A 17,593-nucleotide genomic window follows, 5' to 3' on the forward strand; every position below is an offset into this window, starting at 1 on the left:
TTATCGCGCGATTCGCCTCCGGCCGGTACTGCGCGGCCCGCCGGCCGCCCGAAGTCCTCGAGCCCTTACGCTTTCCCGCGCCACACCACGCGGTTGCGCCCGTCCTGCTTGGCCCTGTACAGATGCCGGTCCGCCGCCTCGAACAGGGCGCAGACCGCTTCGCCGCCGGCCGGATCGAAGGTGGCGCCGCCGGCGCTGGCGGTGAGCCAGGGCGCCACGCTCGAGCCTGCGTGAGGGATCGCCAGCAGCGCCACCGCTTCGCGGATCGTGTTTGCCACGTGCGTGGCCTGGCCGGCGTCGGTGTCGGGCATCAGGAGCACCAGCTCTTCGCCGCCGTAGCGCGCCGCCAGGTCGGCCGGGCGCCGCATGTGGGAACCGGCGGCGCGGGCGACGGCGCGCAGCGCGCGGTCTCCGGCTGGATGCCCGTACAGGTCGTTGAACTGCTTGAAGCAGTCGACGTCGAGCAGGGCCAGCGACAGCGGCTGGCCGGTGCGGCGTGCGCGCTGCCACTCGACCGCATAGACCTCGTCGAAGCGGCGGCGGTTGGCCAGTTCGGTCAGGCCATCCACGTTCGCCAGGTGCTCGAGCATGCGGCGCTGGCGCACCAGCTGCAGGTGCAGGGCCACCCGCGCCAGCACGACGGTGGCGTTGAAGGGCTTGGCGATGTAGTCCGAGGCGCCCATCTTCAGGCCCGCGGCCTCGTCCTCGGGACGGTCCAGGCCCGAAATGAAGATCACCGAGACATGCTCGGTGGCGGGCGCGGCGCGCAGGCGGCGCAGGACTTCATAGCCGTTCATGTCAGGCATCATGACGTCGAGCAGGACCAGGTCGGGCACGTGGCGCGCGGCGCGTTCGAGCGCCTGGGCGCCGTTTTTCGCGAGCAGCACCGTGTACTCGGGCTGCAGCAGTTCGCACAGGACGTCGCGGTTGATGGCGTCGTCGTCGGCGACCAGGACCTTTTGCGGTTCCGGGCTCATGCAGGTTCCTTCAGGTCGACGCCCAGCGCCTGCGCCAGTTGCGCCAGCGGCGCCAGCGCGGCCTGGTATTCCAGCTCCTCGACCGCGGCATGGATGGCGCCGACCAGGGCCGCGTATTCCGGGCCCGGCAGCAGGGCCTGCAGCTCGCCGGCGGCGTCGCGGGCGCGCGCATCGTCGTCGGTCAGCCACGCTGCCAGCCGCCTGATCAAGCCCGGCAGCAAGCCAGCCGGCGCCGGCGCTTCCGGGCGCGCCGCACGCGGGCTGACCAGTTCGCCGAAGCCGTCGAGCACCGTGTCGAGCGCCTGGATCAGGGACGGGACCAGGGCCGCCGGCGCCTTGGCGTCGCCGGCCCGCAGCTTTTCTTCCACCTGGGCTGCCTGGCTCGAGAGCGCATGCGCGCCGACATAGGCCGCGCTCGACTTCAGGTTGTGCGCCAGCGCCTGCACCGGCGCGCGCTTGCCGGCCGCCAGGGCGTCGGCCAGCTGGCGCGGCGCCTGGCGGTACTCCTGGAGGAAGCTGCGCACCCGCTTGAGCAGGCGCGCCTGCTGGCCGTTGACCCCGGCCAGGGCAAGCTCCCAGTCGACGCCCGCGATGGCGGGCAGCACCACCGGGACGGCCGGCACGGCCAGACTGGCGCGCGGCAGCGGCGCGCCCGCGTTGATCCGGCCCGCCAGGCGCTGCGGGTCGATCCAGGTGAGCAGGGCGCGCAGCAGCTGCTCCGGGTCGATCGGCTTGGTGATGTGGTCGTTCATGCCCGCCGCCAGGCTCTTGTCGCGGTCGCCCGCCATCGCGTGCGCGGTCATCGCCACGATCGGCAGCGCGCGCAGGCGCTCGATCGCGCGGATGCGGCGCGTGGCGGTAAGGCCGTCCATCTCGCGCATCTGGATGTCCATCAGCACCAGGTCGTAGTCGCGCTCCTGCACCATGCGCAAGGCCTCACGCCCGTGCACCGCCACCTCGACCTGCACCGGCGCCGCGGCCAGGAAGTCGAGCGCCACCTCGCGGTTGTTGGTGTTGTCCTCTACCAGCAGGACGCGCGCGCCGCGCAGCCTGGCCAGCTCGCGCGCGCCGGTGTCCACGCGCGCCGGCGGGTTCGCCCCGGCCAGTTCCGGCCGCAGCACCTGCAGCAGGCTGTGGTAGAGCAGGGCCGGACCGACCGGCTTGTTCAGGAAGCCGTGCAGCGGCAGCTGGCCCTCGTGCTGCTGCACCGTCTCGCGGGTGCAGGCGCTGACCATCAGGATCGCCGGCGGCGCCGCCAGCCCGGGCTCGGCATGGATGCGGCGGATCGTCTCGACCCCGTCCCAGCCCGGCATCATGTAGTCCATCAGCACGACGTGGTACGGCATGCCGCGTTCGCTGGCGCTGGCCAGCAGCGACAGCGAACGCTCGCCTGAATCCACCGCGTGCGCCGTCACGCCGAAGGCGTCGAGCATTTCGACCAGGGCCTCGCGCGCGCTCTCGCTGTCGTCCACCACCAGCACGCGCACCTGCTGCAACGGCGCGCCGGGTGCGGCCACGGACCCGGCTTCCTCGCCCACGCCCAGTTTCACCGAGAAGCGGAAGCAGCTGCCCACGCCGGGGGTGCTGGTGACGTCGATGCTGCCTTCCATTAGTTCGACCAGCTGCTTCGAGATCGACAGGCCCAGGCCGGTGCCGCCGTACCTGCGCGTGATCGAGCCGTCGGCCTGGCTGAAGGACTGGAACAGCTGCGCCAGCTGGGCTTCGTTCATGCCGATGCCGGTATCGCTGACGGAAAAGCGCAGGGTGGCGGCGTCCGGACCGTGTGCGGCCGCCTCGACCGCGACGACGATCTCGCCGCGCTCGGTGAACTTGACGGCGTTGTTGGTCAGGTTGATCAGGATCTGGCCCAGGCGCAGCGGGTCGCCCACCAGGCGCGCCGGCACGCCGCGCCCGACCCGGAACACCAGCTCGACGCGGCGGGCGTCGGTCTTGATGGCGGTCAGGCTCGACAGGTGTTCGAGCAGCTCGTTGAGGTCGAAGGGAACGCGCTCGAGCGTCATCTTGCCGGCCTCGATCTTGGAAAAGTCGAGGATGTCGTTGACGACGCCCAGCAGGTGTTCGCCGGCGCCCAGGATCTTGCCGAGGTAGTTGCGCAGCTTCGGGTCCGGATCGGACTTCAGCGCCAGGCGGCTCATGCCGATGATGGCGTTCATCGGGGTGCGGATCTCGTGGCTCATGTTGGCCAGGAAGTCCGACTTCATGCGCGTGGCCGCTTCCGCGCGCAGCATCGCGCTCTGGATCGCCTTGGTGCGCAGGCCCAGGATGCGCATGAAGATCAGCATGTCGATCGCATTGCCGAACTGCAGCGCATGCATGGTCCAGAAGTTCGCCGGCAGGGCGCCGTTGATCATCTGGCTCAGCACCAGGGAGCTGGAGAAGCTGATGGTCCAGCCGACCAGGAAGTAGATGCCGACCGGGTCGCCGCGGCGCGCGCGCATGAAGGCGCCCGGCAACCCGAGCAGCATCGGCATGATGCCGAGGGTGGAAACGATGGCGACCAGCATGTCGACGCCGATCAGGTCGAAGCCGTAGGCCAGCGCGGCGATCACGCACAGCGCCGCGCCGCTCTTCATCAGGCGGCTGAAGGTGCGGTCCATGCCGGGCCGGGCCAGCGCCTGCTCCACGAAGAGATAGGCGCCGCAGGAAGCGGTCAGTGCGAACAGGCCGCCGGCGTGGATGTTGAGCCAGGCGTTGTTACCCCAGAAGTACTGGCTGCCCAGGCCGAAGAACTCGGCCGAGAAGAGCGTGGTCCCGACAATCATCAGCACGAACTTGGCGAACAGCGGCTCGCGCAGGTTGAACCACTGGGCCAGGCCGTAGAGCACCAGGCACAGGAACAGGCCTGCGAGCATCCCCTGCAGCATCTGCTCGCCCAGGGCCGCGGCGTGGTAGACGGTCGGCTGGGCGAAGCGGATCGGCAGGATCATCGCGCCCGTGTTCTCGATGCGCAGGTAGATGTCGTGGCGCTCTCCCGGCGCCAGCTCGAGGATGAGGGCTGGCGTGCGTGTGCTGCGCGCGGCCTCGCTGAGCGGCTGCAGGTTGCCGGCCAGGCCATGCTGGCGCACGCGGCCGTCGACCGTGACGAACATCTCGACCCGGTTCAGCACCGCATAGTCGATCGCCATGATCCAGCGCCCGACGCTGTGCTCCGGTACCGTGACCGGAATGCGCAGCCACAGCACGTCCTTGTGCACGCCGAGGGTGGCGTAGGCGAGCGTAGGCGGTGCAAAACGCGCGCCGCTTCCCAGCACGGCATCGATATCGAGCCTGCCGCCGGGGTCGGCCAGGATGGTGACGGCGGGCCAGGCCTCGACTTCGCCGACGCGGTCGTCCAGCACCAGCGCGGCTGGCGTCTGCACCGGCTGCGCCGCCTGCGCGGACAGCGGCAGGAAACCCAGCAGCGTGACCAGCAGCGGCAGGATGGCCAGGAACGGCGCACGGAGCAGGGCTGCGCAGGCCGCGCGCAGGAAGGACCGGCCGGGCAGCTGGCGCGCCATCATGCGGCCTTGCGCTGTTCGCGCATCGCGGGACGGGCCGGCGCCGACGCCGCCGGTCGCAGGCGCTGTTCGAGCGCGTTCATCCACTTCGGCGCCTTCGGGGGCAGGCCCCAACGATGCACCGCCTGGCCGAAGAACCAGCCGTAGCGCGAGCCCAGCACCTCGCTGGCCCAGCCGGTGGCGCCGGCGATCAGGACGATATGCAGCGCCGCGCGCACCCGGCAAGTGGATGGCGCTGCTCCAGCAACAGGCGAACATCGCCAGCGATCCGATGATCAGGAGCCGCGTGGTGTCGCCCGGTCCGCGCGTCGCAAGAAGCGCGAGGGACAGGGCAAGCAGGATGAACATGATGCGGGGGAGCCGGCGCTGCAAGGACTTCATGACATGACCCTTGTGGGAGAGTGATCAGAAGCGGTAGTCCATGCGTACGGCGACCGAGCGCGGTTCGCTCGGCACGGTCATGCCGAAGCTGTCGATGGTGACCGGCGCGACCTTGTCCTCGAGGTTACGCACGCGCAGCAGCACGCTCCAGGGCGAACCCGGGGACGCATAGCCGAGCGTCAGGTCGGTCTCGCTGCGGCCGGGCACGCGATAGCGCAGCAGCTGGTTCGGGATGCCGATCTGGTAGTCGCTGGAGATGCGCGAGAACAGGCCGGCCGTGAGGGTGCCGTCGGCCACTGCGAAACCCTGCTCGGCGCCGAGCGTCAGGACGGCGCTCGGTGCGCGGTCGAGCTTGTTGCCGGCCCAGGAATGCACGCCGTCCGGGCTGTAGGACACGTAGTGGGCGTCCATCAGCGCGAGGGTGGCGGACAGGCGCGCGCTGGCCGTCGGCCTGAGCGCGCCTTCGATTTCCAGGCCCTTGACGCTGGCGACCCCGGCATTGCTGGTGACGAAGCGCGGCACGCCCTGCACCATCGTCACGCCGGACAATTGCAGGTTGCTGTAGTCGTAGCGGTAGGCGGCGAGGTTCAGGCTGGCGCGCTTGGCCCAGAAGCGGCTCTTCATGCCCAGTTCGAACGACTTCAGCGTCTCGGGGCGGTAGAGCAGGGTGTCCGCGGGCACGGCGATGATGGCCGGGCACGCGACTCCGAGCGTGCGCGAACCCGCCGCGCAGCCGTCGTTGAAACCGCCGGACTTGTAGCCGGTGGCGACCGTACCGTAGAGCAGCGTGGAGGGACCGGCGTCGACTTCCAGGCCGAGGCGCCAGGTGGTCTTGCCTTGCTCCAGCGCGGCGGCGTTGGGCATCGCAAAGTCCGTCCCAGGATTGAACACCGGCCCGGCCTGCAGGTTGGTCGAGCCGATGCGCGACTTCTCGTCCTCGGTGCGGCGCGCGCCCGCGGTCAGGCGCAGGTTGTCCAGCACGCGCCAGGTGGCCTGGCCGAACACGGCGCGGCTCTTCGAGACCACGGGACCGGCCGGGAACACGTAGTAGGGCGGCAGGCCGATCGGTTCCAGGTCGCGGAAGGTCGCGAGCTGCGTCATGTCTTCGCGGAACCAGTAGACGCCGGCCTGGGCCGACACCGGGGCGCGCTCGTCGCTAGCCAGGCGCAGCTCGTGCGAATCCTGCTCGTACTCGCCTTCGAAGAACTGGCGCACGCCGAGCGCGTAGCCCGGCACGATGCGGTAGTAGTAGTTGACCAGGAAGTCGTGATCGAACTGGCGGTGGGCGCCCAGGTAGTGCAGGGTGGCCGGACCCAGTTTCCATTCGAGCTGGGCCGACAGGCCCTGGGTGTCGCGGCGGCTGTGGCCCTGCTCGGGTACCGTGTTCGGCGGCACGAAGGCGTTCGTGAGGCGGGCTTTCGTGCCGGCGTCGTAGGGCACCGGACTGCCGGTCTCGACGCCGCGGTAGAAATTCGTGTCCGGGACGATCACGTCGTTGTTGTCGTGCTGGACCGTGCGGTCGTAGCGCAGCAGCAGGGAGGCGTCGCCACCGATGCGCAGCCGGGCTGACAGGCGCGCGGCGCGGTCGTCGCGGTCCAGGCCGAGTTCGTGCGGCGTGCCCTGGGCGTTGTGCAGCAGGCTGTCGCGGCGGTTCACGGCCACCGCCGCGCGCAGCGCCAGCGCATCGTTCACCGGCAGGTTGAGCACGCCGTCCGCCTTGCGGCTATTGTGATTGCCGAGCTCGACGCCGACGGCGCCTTCGAGCCTGTCGCCGGGCTGGTGCGAGATCACGTTGACGACGCCGGCCGTGGTGTTGCGGCCGTACAGCGTGCCCTGCGGGCCGCGCAACACCTCGACGCGGTCGACGTCGAGGAAGTCGAGGTTCTGGCTGTGCGGACGGGCGATGTACACGCCGTCCAGCATGAAGGCGGCGGAGGGCTCGCCTTTCTCGGTCGCGTCGGCATTGCTGACGCCACGGATGGTGATTCTCAGGCCGTCGGCGGCCCCGTCCAGGTGCACGCCGGGCAGGCGGGCGGCAAGGTCGGATGGACGACTTAAACCGGCTTTGGCCAGTGCGGCGCCGCTGAGCACGGACAAGGCCACCGGCGTCTTCGATTCCGGCGCCGCGGTGCGTTGCGCGGTGACGACAACTTCCTGGATCTGGCCGCCATCGGCGGCCGGTACTACTTGTGCCTGCGCACCACCCCAGGCCAGGCCCGAGATGGCGGCAGCCAGCAGCGTAAGGTTCGAACGAACCTGACGGTTGGACATGCTTTCCCCTAGTTTCTGTTTTATTGCGCCAGCAGCCATGAGCGCCTGGGCCGTCCGGCGCTGGCCTCGCCGTGTGTGTTTTTTCTTTCGACACATCGTCCGGCTGAGTGTGAGCTTCGCAGTCTATCAGGACACGTAACCGGGAAATAGGATTTTTGAACGTTGACGTATGGAAACGACAACGGCGCACTGTCCAGTGTAAACAAACAAGCGAAGAATGTTGGCTAGACAAGACGGTAGCGCGCCCGGTAGGGCTGGAAGCCGACGCGGCGCTTGAATTCGCGCAAGCCGTGCTGGGCCCCGAACCAGGTGTCGTACATGAACCAGTTGACGCGGCGCGTTTCGATGAGCCCGCAAATAATGTGCGACAACAGCAGATACATGATGCCGTCGTTGCCCCTATAGCCCATCAGCTGGTCGGTTGCGACAAAATTGCCGTACAGGGCAACATTGCAGTAAGCCGCCAGCCGGCCTTCGGCATCGAAGACGCCGTGGCACTCGCAGTGGGGTTCGTGCGGATAGGCGCTCCTGCGCGTCAGGTAAGAGGCGTCCATTGGCCGCCCCTGGCGTTCGGGGGAAGAAGTGTGGATGGCATGGATTTCGTCGAGGTGTTCGTTGCGGTCGATGCGCTGCAGCCGGTATCCGCGCGCCGTCGCCTTGCGACTCTGGTGGCCGGCATGGCCGTGCTGGCGCACGGCATGGAGATAGGATGCGGGGGTGTCGAAGCGGCTGAGGTCGATCAGGGCGGCGCCCATGGCCTTGTTGCCGAACACCTTGTAGCGCGGGTGCGGACGCGTGAAGTTGGCGTAGACATCGGGGATGGCCGCCGGGTTCAGGCGGCGTTCGAAACAGAGCTGGGCCACCGGAAGACGAGCCAGTTCGAGGGCAAAGTTCGCAGCTTTCATCAGTTTTGCTAATGGTTCGGGCGTTTGCATAAGCTCACCTCATACTGTTGGGGTGGAGGAGGTCCCGTCCGTCTGCGACCATGACTGGTGTAGCGTCAGGACCGTGCGCGTAAGAAGCAAAGCCATCCCTAGCGACTACGCCCGGCTGTTCTCGCCGGTTGACATTGACTTGCACGAGTATGTCAAGTTGGAACGTCATATAACTGAACAGTTCCGTAACAACGGCTGATTTTGCACAAACCGCAAGCGAGGCCGGGCCGTAAGCTTGGTCGCATTCCCTGTCCAGGCGCCGCCCATGGAAGCGAGCACACAGCCGACCGATCGCAGCATCATTCCTCCCTGCCGGGAGCCTTGCCCCTGGCCGAATGAGGCCTTTGCGGCGCGGGAGGGACGCCATGAGCGCTGACATGCACGCCGACACGGGCGCACCACCACGCGTGAGCGTGCTGGTGCCGACCTTCGAGCAGGCCGCCTTCCTGCCGCGTGCGCTGGACAGTCTCTTCGCCCAGACGCTCGCCGACTGGGAAGCCATCGTCATCGACGACGGCAGCATGGACGACACCCGCGAGGTGCTCGCGCCCTGGCTGGAAGACCCGCGCCTGCGGCTCGTCGCGCACGAGCGCAACGAAGGCCTGGGACGCACCCTGAATACCGGCCTGTCGCTGGCGCGCGCGCCCCTGGTCGCCTACCTGCCGAGCGACGACCTGTTCTACCGCGAACACCTGGCCCGGCTGGCCTCGCTGCTGGAGCACGACAGCGGCGCCGTGCTGGCGGTGGCGGCCATGCGCCACCACTACAACCGCGAAAGCGAGGGCGCGCTGCCCGGGCAATGGCTGCAATTGGTGCAATGCATGCACCGGCGCTGCGACCTGCGCTGGATCGAGCGCGCCGAACTCGAGTCCGACGACCTGGACCGCCTGTTCTGGACCCGCTTGCGCGCACGCGGGAAGCTCGTCCACACGGGCGCCGTCAGCTGCGAATGGGTCGACCATCCCGACCAGCGCCACAAGCTGATGCAGGAGCCCGAGGGCGGCCTCAACCCCTTTCGCCAGCGCTACCGCGTGGCCGGACCGCTGCGCTTTCACTCGACGAAAGGCAATGCGGTCGACGAAGCGGCGCAGTACCGCGCGGCGCGCGCGCAGGCGGCAGCGCCGGCAGGTGCGCAGGAATCTGCAAATCCGGCGCAGGACGGGCCGGGAGGCGGGCTGAAGATCCTGCTGGTCGGCGAGCTGGCCTACAACGCCGACCGCGTGCTGGCGCTGGCCGAGCGCGGTCACGCCCTGTACGGCCTGTGGATGCGCCGCCCCTACTGGTACAACACCGTCGGGCCGCTGCCCTTCGGGCAGGTGGAAGACCTGCCGTATCCCGGCTGGCGCGAGGCGGTGGCGCGCCTGCAGCCCGATATCATCTACGGCCTCCTGAACTGGCAGGCCGTGCCCTTCGTCCACGAGGTGATGCTGGCCACGCCCGGCATTCCCTTTGCCTGGCATTTCAAGGAAGGCCCCTTCATCTGCCTCGAGAAAGGGACCTGGCCGCAGCTGGTCGACCTCTACCGCCGCGCCGACGGACGCATCTTCAGCAGCCCGGAAATGCGCGACTGGTTCGACACCGTCGTGCCCGGCCTGTCGCACACGCGTCCCTCGCACGTGCTCGACGGCGACCTGCCGCGCCGGCACTGGTTCGCGGGCGAGCACGCCGCCCTGCTGTCCGCCGGCGGGGACGCGCTCCACACCGTGGTGCCGGGCCGCCCGATCGGCCTGCATCCGCACACCGTGGCCGAGCTGGCGGCGCACGACGTGCACCTGCACTTCTATGGCGACTACACCCAGGGCCAGTGGCGCGCATGGATAGACAGGACGCGCACGCTGGCGCCGCGCCACCTGCACCTGCATCCGAACGTCGACCAGGACCGCTGGGTGCCCGAATTTTCGCGCTACGACGCCGGCTGGCTGCACGCCTTCGAGAGCGTCAACGGCGGCGAGCTGCGGCGCGCCAACTGGGACGACCTGAATTACCCGGCGCGCCTGGCGACCCTGGCCGCAGGCGGCCTGCCGATGATCCAGCGCGACAACGCCGGTGCCATCGTCGCCACCCAGGCGCTGGCGCAGAAGCTGGGCATCGGCGTGTTCTACCGGACGATTCCCGAACTGGCCGCACGCCTGCGCGACCGCCAGGCAATGGGCGCCACGCGCGAACGGGTGCTGGCCGCGCGCACGGCATTCTGTTTCGACACCCACGTGCCGGCGCTGCTCGACTTCTTCCGCACGGTGATCGCGAGCGAAGGGGCGGGGAGCCGGAAGCCGGGGTAAGGCAGGCGTGCGGCCGTCCACGCGTTCAGCCAGAAATGGCGCCCCGCATTCGCAAGGCCGCGCCCGCACGCGCCCCGCTGTCGCCAGGCCTGCGTCTCCTCGGCAAAAAAAAAGCGGCGCAAGCTTCTCCGCTTGCGCCGCCGCCGGCAATCACCGCCACACACGGTGGCGCCGGCCCGGTACTCAGTACGACATCGGCACCCGCAGCATCAGCGTCACGTCCGGCGTATCGCGGGTCAGGCCGGCGCCGACCGCCACGCTGAGCGTTCTCTTGTCGCTCAAGCGGTAGGAGTAGCCGATCAGGAGCGTGCCGAGCTGGGTGCGCACCGAGCCCGGCACGGCGCGGCCGGCCTGCTTGGTGCGGCCGACGGAGTTGTGGTCGTAGCCGACGCTGAACGAGGCCTTGTCGTTCAGGGCCAGGCCCATGCCGAAATTGAAGCCGAACACGCCGCCCGGCGCCACCTCGCCCAGCGGCTCCTTCTCGCCGCCCAGCACGGTGCGTTCGACATTGCTGCGCTTGAAGTTGTGCAGGTAGCTGAAGCTGCCGAAGAACACCGCCGGGTCGGACGGGAACAGCCAGGTCAGGCTCGGCTGCAGCGAATAGAAGCCGGAGCCGGTCGGCAGTTCCAGCGGCAGGCCGCTGCCGGTGACGTTCTCGCCGATGCAGCGGCGGGTGCAATCGGTGATGACTTCGAAGGGGTCCTTGCCGGTGCGCGACTTGAAGCGCAGGCCGCCGATGAAGAAGGGCTTGTCGACGCCGCCGTCGTTGAGCTGGTAGCGGGCCGCCAGTTCGACGTCGCCCACGGCGTGGCCGCTGGTCTCGAACGCGCGTTCGACCGCGGTGCCGGTAAAGACTTCGCGGCTGACGGTGGCGTCGCTGCGGTAGACGTAGGGCAGCTTGGCCTCGACCTCGAAGCGGTTGGTGAGGCCGCGGCGCAGGGTGACGCTGGCGGTGGTGGTGTTGCGCTTCACCTCGCGCACGTCCACCAGGCCGATCAGGAGCGCGGGGATCACCGTGTAGCCGACCAGGGCCACGCGGTTGCTCGACGAATAGCCGTACTGGATGGCCGGCTCGAACACGTACTTGCCGCGCGGCGTGAGCACGCCGGGCTGCTCGAAGATCGGCGCCACCTCGGGCGTGCGGCTTTCCGGCGCGCGGCCGACGGCGGCGGTATTGGTGCCGGCGGCCGGCGCACTCGCCGGGCCTCCGACGGGGGCCGCCGGCGCCGCCGGCTGGGGCACGGCGGGCCGCGCGGGCTGGGCCGGCTGCTGCGCGAGCTGGCTGGCCTGGGCGCCCTGTTGCGCGCCTTGTTGCGCATTCTGTTGGCCGTTGCGCTGGCCGTTTTGCGGAGCAATGCGTTGCGGATGTTGCGGTGAGGCCTGCGCCGCGCTGGCCTGGCCGGCGCCGCCGGTGCCGCGCAGCAGGTCCAGGTCGGCTGCCGGGACGGGGACCGTGAGCCCGGCCGCCAGCGGCGAAGCCGCCGCGGCGTTGGCCGGGCCCATGCCGGCGCCGCGCGTGGCGTCGAGCTGGTCCAGGCTGACGGGCAGGGCGGGCGCGGCCGGCGCAGGCGCAGGTGGAAGCTGCGCCTGGCGCGCGCTGCGTACATCGCGCTCGAGTTCATCGATGCGTGCGCGCTGGGCTTCCAGCTGCTGGCGCATCGCCTTGACTTGTTCCACCAGTTCATTGACGGACGGGGCGACGGACTGCGCTTGCGCCGGGAGGGCGCAAAAGGCCGCGCTCACGATGAGCGCGCCGACACAGGGTGCCGGGAAGGTGTGCATAAATCGCTCCATGTTCGAAACACCGTCAGCGGGGCGCCACGGCTGTTGACAAAGCATTATTCAATCCTTCTGCGAAATTGAGCGCACGTAACATCCCGGCGGTGTTGACGGTGGCGTTGATCGTCGTCTGGTTGTTGATCAACTGGTCGTTCAGGGTGTTCTGGATGATGGTGCCGCCCAGCAGGGAGGTGTTGGCGTCGCCGCGCAGGGCGCTGGCCACGCCGTTCTGGATCAAACGCAGTTCGCCCAGCGCTTCGCTCGACACCAGGCCGTTGCCCTGGGCCAGCTTGCCGATGTCGCCCAGCTGCAGCTCGCTGCGCTCGACGACGTCGCCGTTGATGGTGACCATGCGCTCGATGCCGAGCGTGACCGTGAGGCCGTCGGCGACCAGGAAGCCGCCGCGCGCCTCGTCCAAAGCGCCGCTGCCGACGGCGTTGGCCGCGTTGAACAGCGACAGTGGAGCAGCGGCCGCCGGTACGCCCCGTACCGGCGCACCGGGCGGACCGTCGGCGGCGTGGGCGCCGGGCAGGGCCAGCAGGAGGGAGAAGGCAAGGGGGAGCCGCATGGTGGTGTTTCCTCAAAAATCGCCAGGACCGAATTTCGGCAGCGTGTAGGTGGTATCGATGGCGCGGTTCACGCCTTCGCCGAGCGGGGCGCGCGGCGCGCTGCGCCAGTCGGCGGCCTGGTTGAATGCGGGTGTGTTCGGGCCCTCGTGGATCACGAACAGGATGCGGTTGGCCCACATCTCCTCGAAACGCGCGCGCGCGATGCTGCGCGTGCCGCGCGAGGGGTCGCCCAGCAGGATGCGGCCGTCCTCGGCGCCCTTCACGACCACGAAGTGGTGGTAGCCCTTGTCGGAGATGAGCACGATCGCGGGCAGCTTCGCTTCGATCAGCTTGTCGAGCGGGAGCTGGAAGCCGTTGGCGGTATAGCCGCGGCTTTTCAGGAAGCGCTGCATGTCGAGCAGCGAAAAGCCTTCGCGCCGGATCTTCTGCTGGTCGCCGCTGAGGAACATGGCCTGGAAGGCGTCCTGCTCGCTCGTCGGCGCCCCGTAATGGTGGGTCAGCAGCGTGGCCAGCGCGGCCGAACCGCAGCTGAAGTCGTACTGCTGGCGCAGCGTGGCCTGGAAGCGCAGGTCCTTCATGCTCTTGACCGGCATGCCGATGCGCATGCCGCTGGGCAGCGCCATCTCGGCCGCGCCGGCGCTGGCGGCGCCCAGCAGCAGGGCCATGGCGCACAGGACGGTGGATGGATTCATTGGAACTGCAGGTTGATGACGGTGGCGTTCTGGATCAGCACGTTGGCGCCGCTGTTCTGGATCACGACGGGAATGCCCGACATGTTGGCGAAGGAGCCGGCGTCGATCGTGTTCGAGCCGGTGTTGACGTTGACGGCGCTGTTGTTGGCGACGTCGCCGTTGAGCTTGGTGTCGTTCAGGACCGTGTCGGCCTTGCCGCGCTCGTGCTCGAGGCGTTCGAGGTCGACGGCGGCGACGGCTTCCCCGCCGATGTTCGGCGTTGCCTTGATCTCGGCAGGCCGGGCGAAGGCCTGGGCGAGGTCTTCGCGCGCGGGCACGCCGGTGAGGTCGCGCGCCTCCAGCAGGGGCGGTTCGGCGGCCCAGGCCTGGCCTGCCAGGCCGAGGCCGAAGGCGAGGGCGCAGGCACGGCGCATCCGCGCGTGTGCAAAAATCGTTTTCATCGTTTCTCCTGGTCCGCGTGGGACCGCCGCACCTCCGGGTGCAGCAGTCCACGCCTTGTCTGCTTCCTTTGTTGCTGCTTTTGTTACGCTTTCCGATCCTGCTTTGCTGCCGGACCGCCCGGCAGCGCCGCGATTACGGGCCGACGGCCAGGTTCGACTGGACGTTGACGCTTTGCTGGATCAGCGAGGAGAAGCCGTTGTTCTGGCTGATCACCATCACGCCGGCAGCCGACTGGCCAACGCTGGACATCGTGTTGGACATGTCGAAGGTGCCTGCGGTGACGGTGTTGGTGCCGCCATTGCCGCCGGTGGCCGCGCCACCCGCGCCGCCGGTGCCGGTGCCCGCGGTGTTGGTGCCGCCTGCGCCGCCCATGCCGCCGGTGCCGGTGCCGCCGGTGCCGCCCGCGCCGCCGTTGCCGGCCGTCGCGCTGCCCGAGGTCGAGGTGCCGCCGGTGGCCGAGCCGGTGGTGCCCGAGCCGCCCGCCGCGCCCGAGCCCGAGGTGTTCGAGGCCAGGCCGGTGCTGCCGCCCGCGCCGCCGGCGCCGCCCGCCGCGCCGCTGCCCGCGGTCGAGCTGCCGCCCGAGCCTGCGCCGCCGGTGCCGCCGCTGGCCGTGCCGCCCGCTGCGCCGGCGCCGCTGCTGGTCGAGGCCATGGCGCCCGAACCGGCCGTGCCGCCGCTGCCGCCGGCCGCGCCCGCGCCGCCTGCGCCGCCCGTGCCGGTGCCGGCCGATGCGGTGTTGTTGGCGCCGGTCACCGAGCCGCCGGTGCTCGACGAGGTGCCGCCATCGGATGCACCGCTGCCGCCTGCTTCGGGGGTGCCCGAGCCGCCGCTGTTGTCGGCCAGGTTGCCGCTGCCGGTGGCGCCCGCGCCGCGCGCGTCGCCGTTGGCCGAGGCGTCGCCGACCATCACGTTGCCGCCGGCTGCACCGCTGCCGCCCATCGCACCTTCGGCGCCGTTGCCGCCCGCGCCGCCGGTGGCCGAGCCGGCTGCGCCGCCAGAGCCGCCCGCGCCCGCCAGCACACGGCCGGCGTTGCCGCCGTTGCCGCCCGCGACGTCGCCGTTCGAGCCGCCCGCGCCGCCGACGCCGCCCGCGCCGCCAGCCGCACCCGAACCGCTCTGTGCGCTGCCGGTTGCGCCGCCCGCGCCGCCTGCGCCGCCCGTTGCCGAGCCGGCGATCGCCTCGCCGTTGCGGGCGTTGCCGCTCGTGGCGTTGCCGCCGGTCGAGCCCGAAGCCGCCTGGCCGCCGTTGCCGGCCGCGCCGCGGCCGCCGTCGCCGCTGGCATTGCCGCCCCAGCCGCCGGCGCCCGCGCCGCCGGTCGCGCCGGCGCCATTTGCGCCGCCGGTGTTGTTGGCGACATTACCGATGTTGCTGATCGCGTTGCCGGTGACGGCGCCGCTCAGCGAGCTGGTCGCCGTGGCGCTCGAGGTGTTGAAGGAATTCGCGAAGCTCGAGGTCGCGCTGCCGCCATTGTTGGCCGATGCCGCGCCCATGGCGCTGGCGGTCGACGCGCCGGAGCTGCGGTTCTGGCCCGAGCTGTCGCGGCTGGACGAGTCGTTGTTCTGGTTCGAGTTGTCGCGCATCGACGAGTCGTTGCCCTGGTTCGAGTTGTCGACCGTGCGGGTGGTCGTGGTGGTCGACGAATCGTTGTTCTGGTTCGAGCTGTCGGAGGTGTTGGTCGACGAGTTGTTGCCCTGGTTCGAGTTGTCGACGGTACGGGTCGTCGTCGTGGTCGACGAGTCATTGTTCATGTCCGAACGGGTCGACGAATCGTTGCCCTGGTTCGAGTTGTCGACAGTGCGGGTCGTGGTGACGGTCGAACCATCGGTGGAGGGGTCCGTCGTTTGGGCGTGGGCGTTCAGGCCGAAGGCCAGCGACAGGGCGGTAACGAGCAAGGTCTTGTTCATGCAAAATTCCCCTAGGGTGTGTGGTTGAGTTCCGACTGGCAGTCGTACCAGCTGTCCTCGCTTATGCAAGACCAGTGCCACAGTGGGGTAAATATCCGCAAGTTGTTGAAACCACAGTATAAATCCACTGGGAAACTCGATAATTGCGAATAGACATTGTTGTCGGGAATTTAATGCGTGGTGGGTGTAACGGAAGTGGAACAGTTGTGTACCGTCGCGCGAGACCGGCGATGGACACTCCTGCGAGGAAGTGTCCACCCGCGGTGCATACGTCATGTGACAGTCCGTACTGACAACAGGTCAGCTCGCATTCCTACACGTACAAAGGAAGCCCGCCGTCGGCCTGGAACGGTCAAGCCTGGAACGCATGAAAAGCGCCGGCATGCCGGCGCCAAGAGAGGAAGAAGGGAGCGCGGAGACTCAGGGGCGCATGCCGTGCTTGGCGAGCAGCCGGTACATCGTGGTGCGCGACACGCCCAGGTCGCGCGCGGCGCGGCTGACGTTCTGGCCGCTGCGGTCGAGGCAGGCGCGGATCGCGAGGCGCTCAGAGCTGCAGCGCGCATCGTCGAGCATGGCCTCGATCGGCGGCGAGGGCATTGCCAGGTCGAGGTCGTCGGGCTCGATCCACTTGCCGTCGGCCATGACCATCGCCCGCCGCACGCGATTGATCAGTTCGCGCACGTTGCCGGGCCAGTTGTGGGCTGCGATCGCGGTGACCGCCCTGCTGCTGAAACCCTTCAGGCGCGCCGGCCGATCGGCCGCATGCAGATGGAAGAAGTGCTCGGCCAGTTCGACCAGGTCTTCGCGCCGCTCGCGCAGCGGCGGCACCGTGACCGGCAGCACCGACAGCCGGTAATACAGGTCTTCGCGGAAGTCACCCCTGGCAACCGCCTGCTGCAGGTTCACGTGCGAGGCCGAGATCACGCGCACGTCGACGGGAATGGCGCGCGTGGCGCCCAGGCGGATGATGGTCCTGTCCTGCAGGAAGCGCAGCAGGTTCGCCTGCAGGTCCTTCGGCAGGTCGCCGATCTCGTCGAGGAAAAGGGTGCCGCCGTTGGCCGATTCGATCAGGCCGACCTTGTCGCGCGCCGCGCCGGTGAACGCGCCGCGTTCGTAGCCGAACAGCTCGGAATGGATCAGGTTGGGCGCGATGGCGCCGCAGTTGATCGGCACCAGCGGCCCGGTGGAACGCAGCGACTGGCGGTGGATCGCCTGGGCAGTGAGTTCCTTGCCGCTGCCGCTTTCGCCCCAGATCAGCACCGGGGCGTCGACCTTGGCGACCCGCTCGACCTGGCCGCGCAGGCGCTGCATGGTCTCGCAGCTGCCGATCAGCGCCGAGGGCGGCGAGCCGGGACGCGGCCGCGACGCGCGCAGCAGCGCATGCCCGTGCACGTGGCCGAGGGTATCGGCCAGGCGCCGCATGTCGGGCGGCGCCGTGTGGTAGTCGCACAGGTAGTCGGCGACCAGGTCGCGGCAGGCAGGAATGACGAGGGTCTCGGCGCGCAGCACGCCGACCCACTGGACCTGGCTGTGCTGGCGCAGGAAGCGGTCGAGCCCGGAGTGGGGGCGGGCGCCGATCACGTGCATCAGCAGGCCGACCAGATACGCTTCCTGGCGCAGTGCGGTGCTGGCTTCGTCGAGGCTGCCGACGGTATGGATCTCCCAGCCGGGCAGGTCGGTCTGCAGCATCGCGGCGGCGGCAGGCTTGTCGGCGGCAATGCAAAGTAGGCGCTTCGGGGTCATCCAATCTCCTGAATCCGGTCCGGCAGCGGCGCAGGACACGCCGGCAGTTGCCGGCTCACGCCAGCGCTGTCTGTAACCGCCGGTAAGCATACCGCATCACGCA

12 protein-coding genes are annotated in these 17,593 nt (G+C 69.4%); 1 reads left to right on the forward strand and 11 read right to left on the reverse strand.

The window, feature by feature from the left end; all coding sequences use genetic code 11:
* Window positions 1-65: 65 nt before the first annotated feature.
* From ACSUZJ_RS10015 to ACSUZJ_RS10035, 5 genes are all read right to left on the reverse strand, one after another.
* Complete coding sequence (locus ACSUZJ_RS10015) at window positions 66-977, reverse strand: diguanylate cyclase domain-containing protein (protein ID WP_499415660.1); 912 nt, start codon at window positions 975-977, stop codon at window positions 66-68.
* On the reverse strand, window positions 974-4,498 hold the full coding sequence (locus ACSUZJ_RS10020) for a hybrid sensor histidine kinase/response regulator family protein (RefSeq protein WP_499415662.1): 3,525 nt from the start codon (window positions 4,496-4,498) through the stop codon (window positions 974-976). Before ACSUZJ_RS10020 ends, ACSUZJ_RS10015 begins: the two co-directional genes overlap by 4 nt.
* Entirely contained in the window at window positions 4,495-4,713 is a 219-nt protein-coding gene (locus tag ACSUZJ_RS10025) for a hypothetical protein (protein WP_499415664.1), read from the reverse strand. Before ACSUZJ_RS10025 ends, ACSUZJ_RS10020 begins: the two co-directional genes overlap by 4 nt.
* 187 nt (window positions 4,714-4,900) lie before the next feature.
* On the reverse strand, window positions 4,901-7,147 hold the full coding sequence (locus ACSUZJ_RS10030; protein ID WP_499415666.1) for a TonB-dependent receptor: 2,247 nt from the start codon (window positions 7,145-7,147) through the stop codon (window positions 4,901-4,903).
* A gap of 224 nt (window positions 7,148-7,371) precedes the next feature.
* On the reverse strand, window positions 7,372-8,052 hold the full coding sequence (locus tag ACSUZJ_RS10035; protein WP_499415668.1) for a hypothetical protein: 681 nt from the start codon (window positions 8,050-8,052) through the stop codon (window positions 7,372-7,374).
* 395 nt (window positions 8,053-8,447) lie between these two features.
* Between ACSUZJ_RS10035 and ACSUZJ_RS10040 the strand changes: the two genes are divergently transcribed.
* Window positions 8,448-10,361 (forward strand): glycosyltransferase family 2 protein, encoded by a 1,914-nt coding sequence (locus ACSUZJ_RS10040; protein WP_499415670.1) that lies wholly within the window; start codon window positions 8,448-8,450, stop codon window positions 10,359-10,361.
* Between the two features lie 183 nt (window positions 10,362-10,544).
* Here the strand turns inward: ACSUZJ_RS10040 and ACSUZJ_RS10045 are convergent, their stop codons facing one another.
* The 6 genes from ACSUZJ_RS10045 to ACSUZJ_RS10070 all read right to left on the reverse strand — a co-directional run bounded on the left by ACSUZJ_RS10045 (window position 10,545) and on the right by ACSUZJ_RS10070 (window position 17,490).
* A complete protein-coding gene (locus tag ACSUZJ_RS10045) occupies window positions 10,545-12,143 on the reverse strand; it encodes a hypothetical protein (protein WP_499415672.1) in 1,599 nt (532 codons plus the stop codon).
* A gap of 25 nt (window positions 12,144-12,168) precedes the next feature.
* Entirely contained in the window at window positions 12,169-12,708 is a 540-nt protein-coding gene (locus tag ACSUZJ_RS10050) for a hypothetical protein (protein ID WP_499415674.1), read from the reverse strand.
* Window positions 12,709-12,720: 12 nt separating this feature from the next.
* Window positions 12,721-13,401 carry a C39 family peptidase gene (locus ACSUZJ_RS10055; RefSeq protein WP_499415676.1) on the reverse strand — a complete coding sequence of 227 codons (681 nt, stop codon included), beginning with the start codon at window positions 13,399-13,401 and terminating at the stop codon, window positions 12,721-12,723.
* Entirely contained in the window at window positions 13,398-13,841 is a 444-nt protein-coding gene (locus ACSUZJ_RS10060; protein ID WP_499415678.1) for a hypothetical protein, read from the reverse strand. Before ACSUZJ_RS10060 ends, ACSUZJ_RS10055 begins: the two co-directional genes overlap by 4 nt.
* A 133-nt stretch (window positions 13,842-13,974) precedes the next feature.
* Window positions 13,975-15,747 (reverse strand): hypothetical protein, encoded by a 1,773-nt coding sequence (locus ACSUZJ_RS10065; protein ID WP_499415680.1) that lies wholly within the window; start codon window positions 15,745-15,747, stop codon window positions 13,975-13,977.
* Window positions 15,748-16,167: 420 nt separating this feature from the next.
* Complete coding sequence (locus ACSUZJ_RS10070) at window positions 16,168-17,490, reverse strand: sigma-54 dependent transcriptional regulator (RefSeq protein ID WP_499415681.1); 1,323 nt, start codon at window positions 17,488-17,490, stop codon at window positions 16,168-16,170.
* Window positions 17,491-17,593 lie beyond the last annotated feature (103 nt).

This window comes from Telluria sp. B2, assembly GCF_051789535.1.
Lineage (GTDB): Bacteria > Pseudomonadota > Gammaproteobacteria > Burkholderiales > Burkholderiaceae_D > Telluria.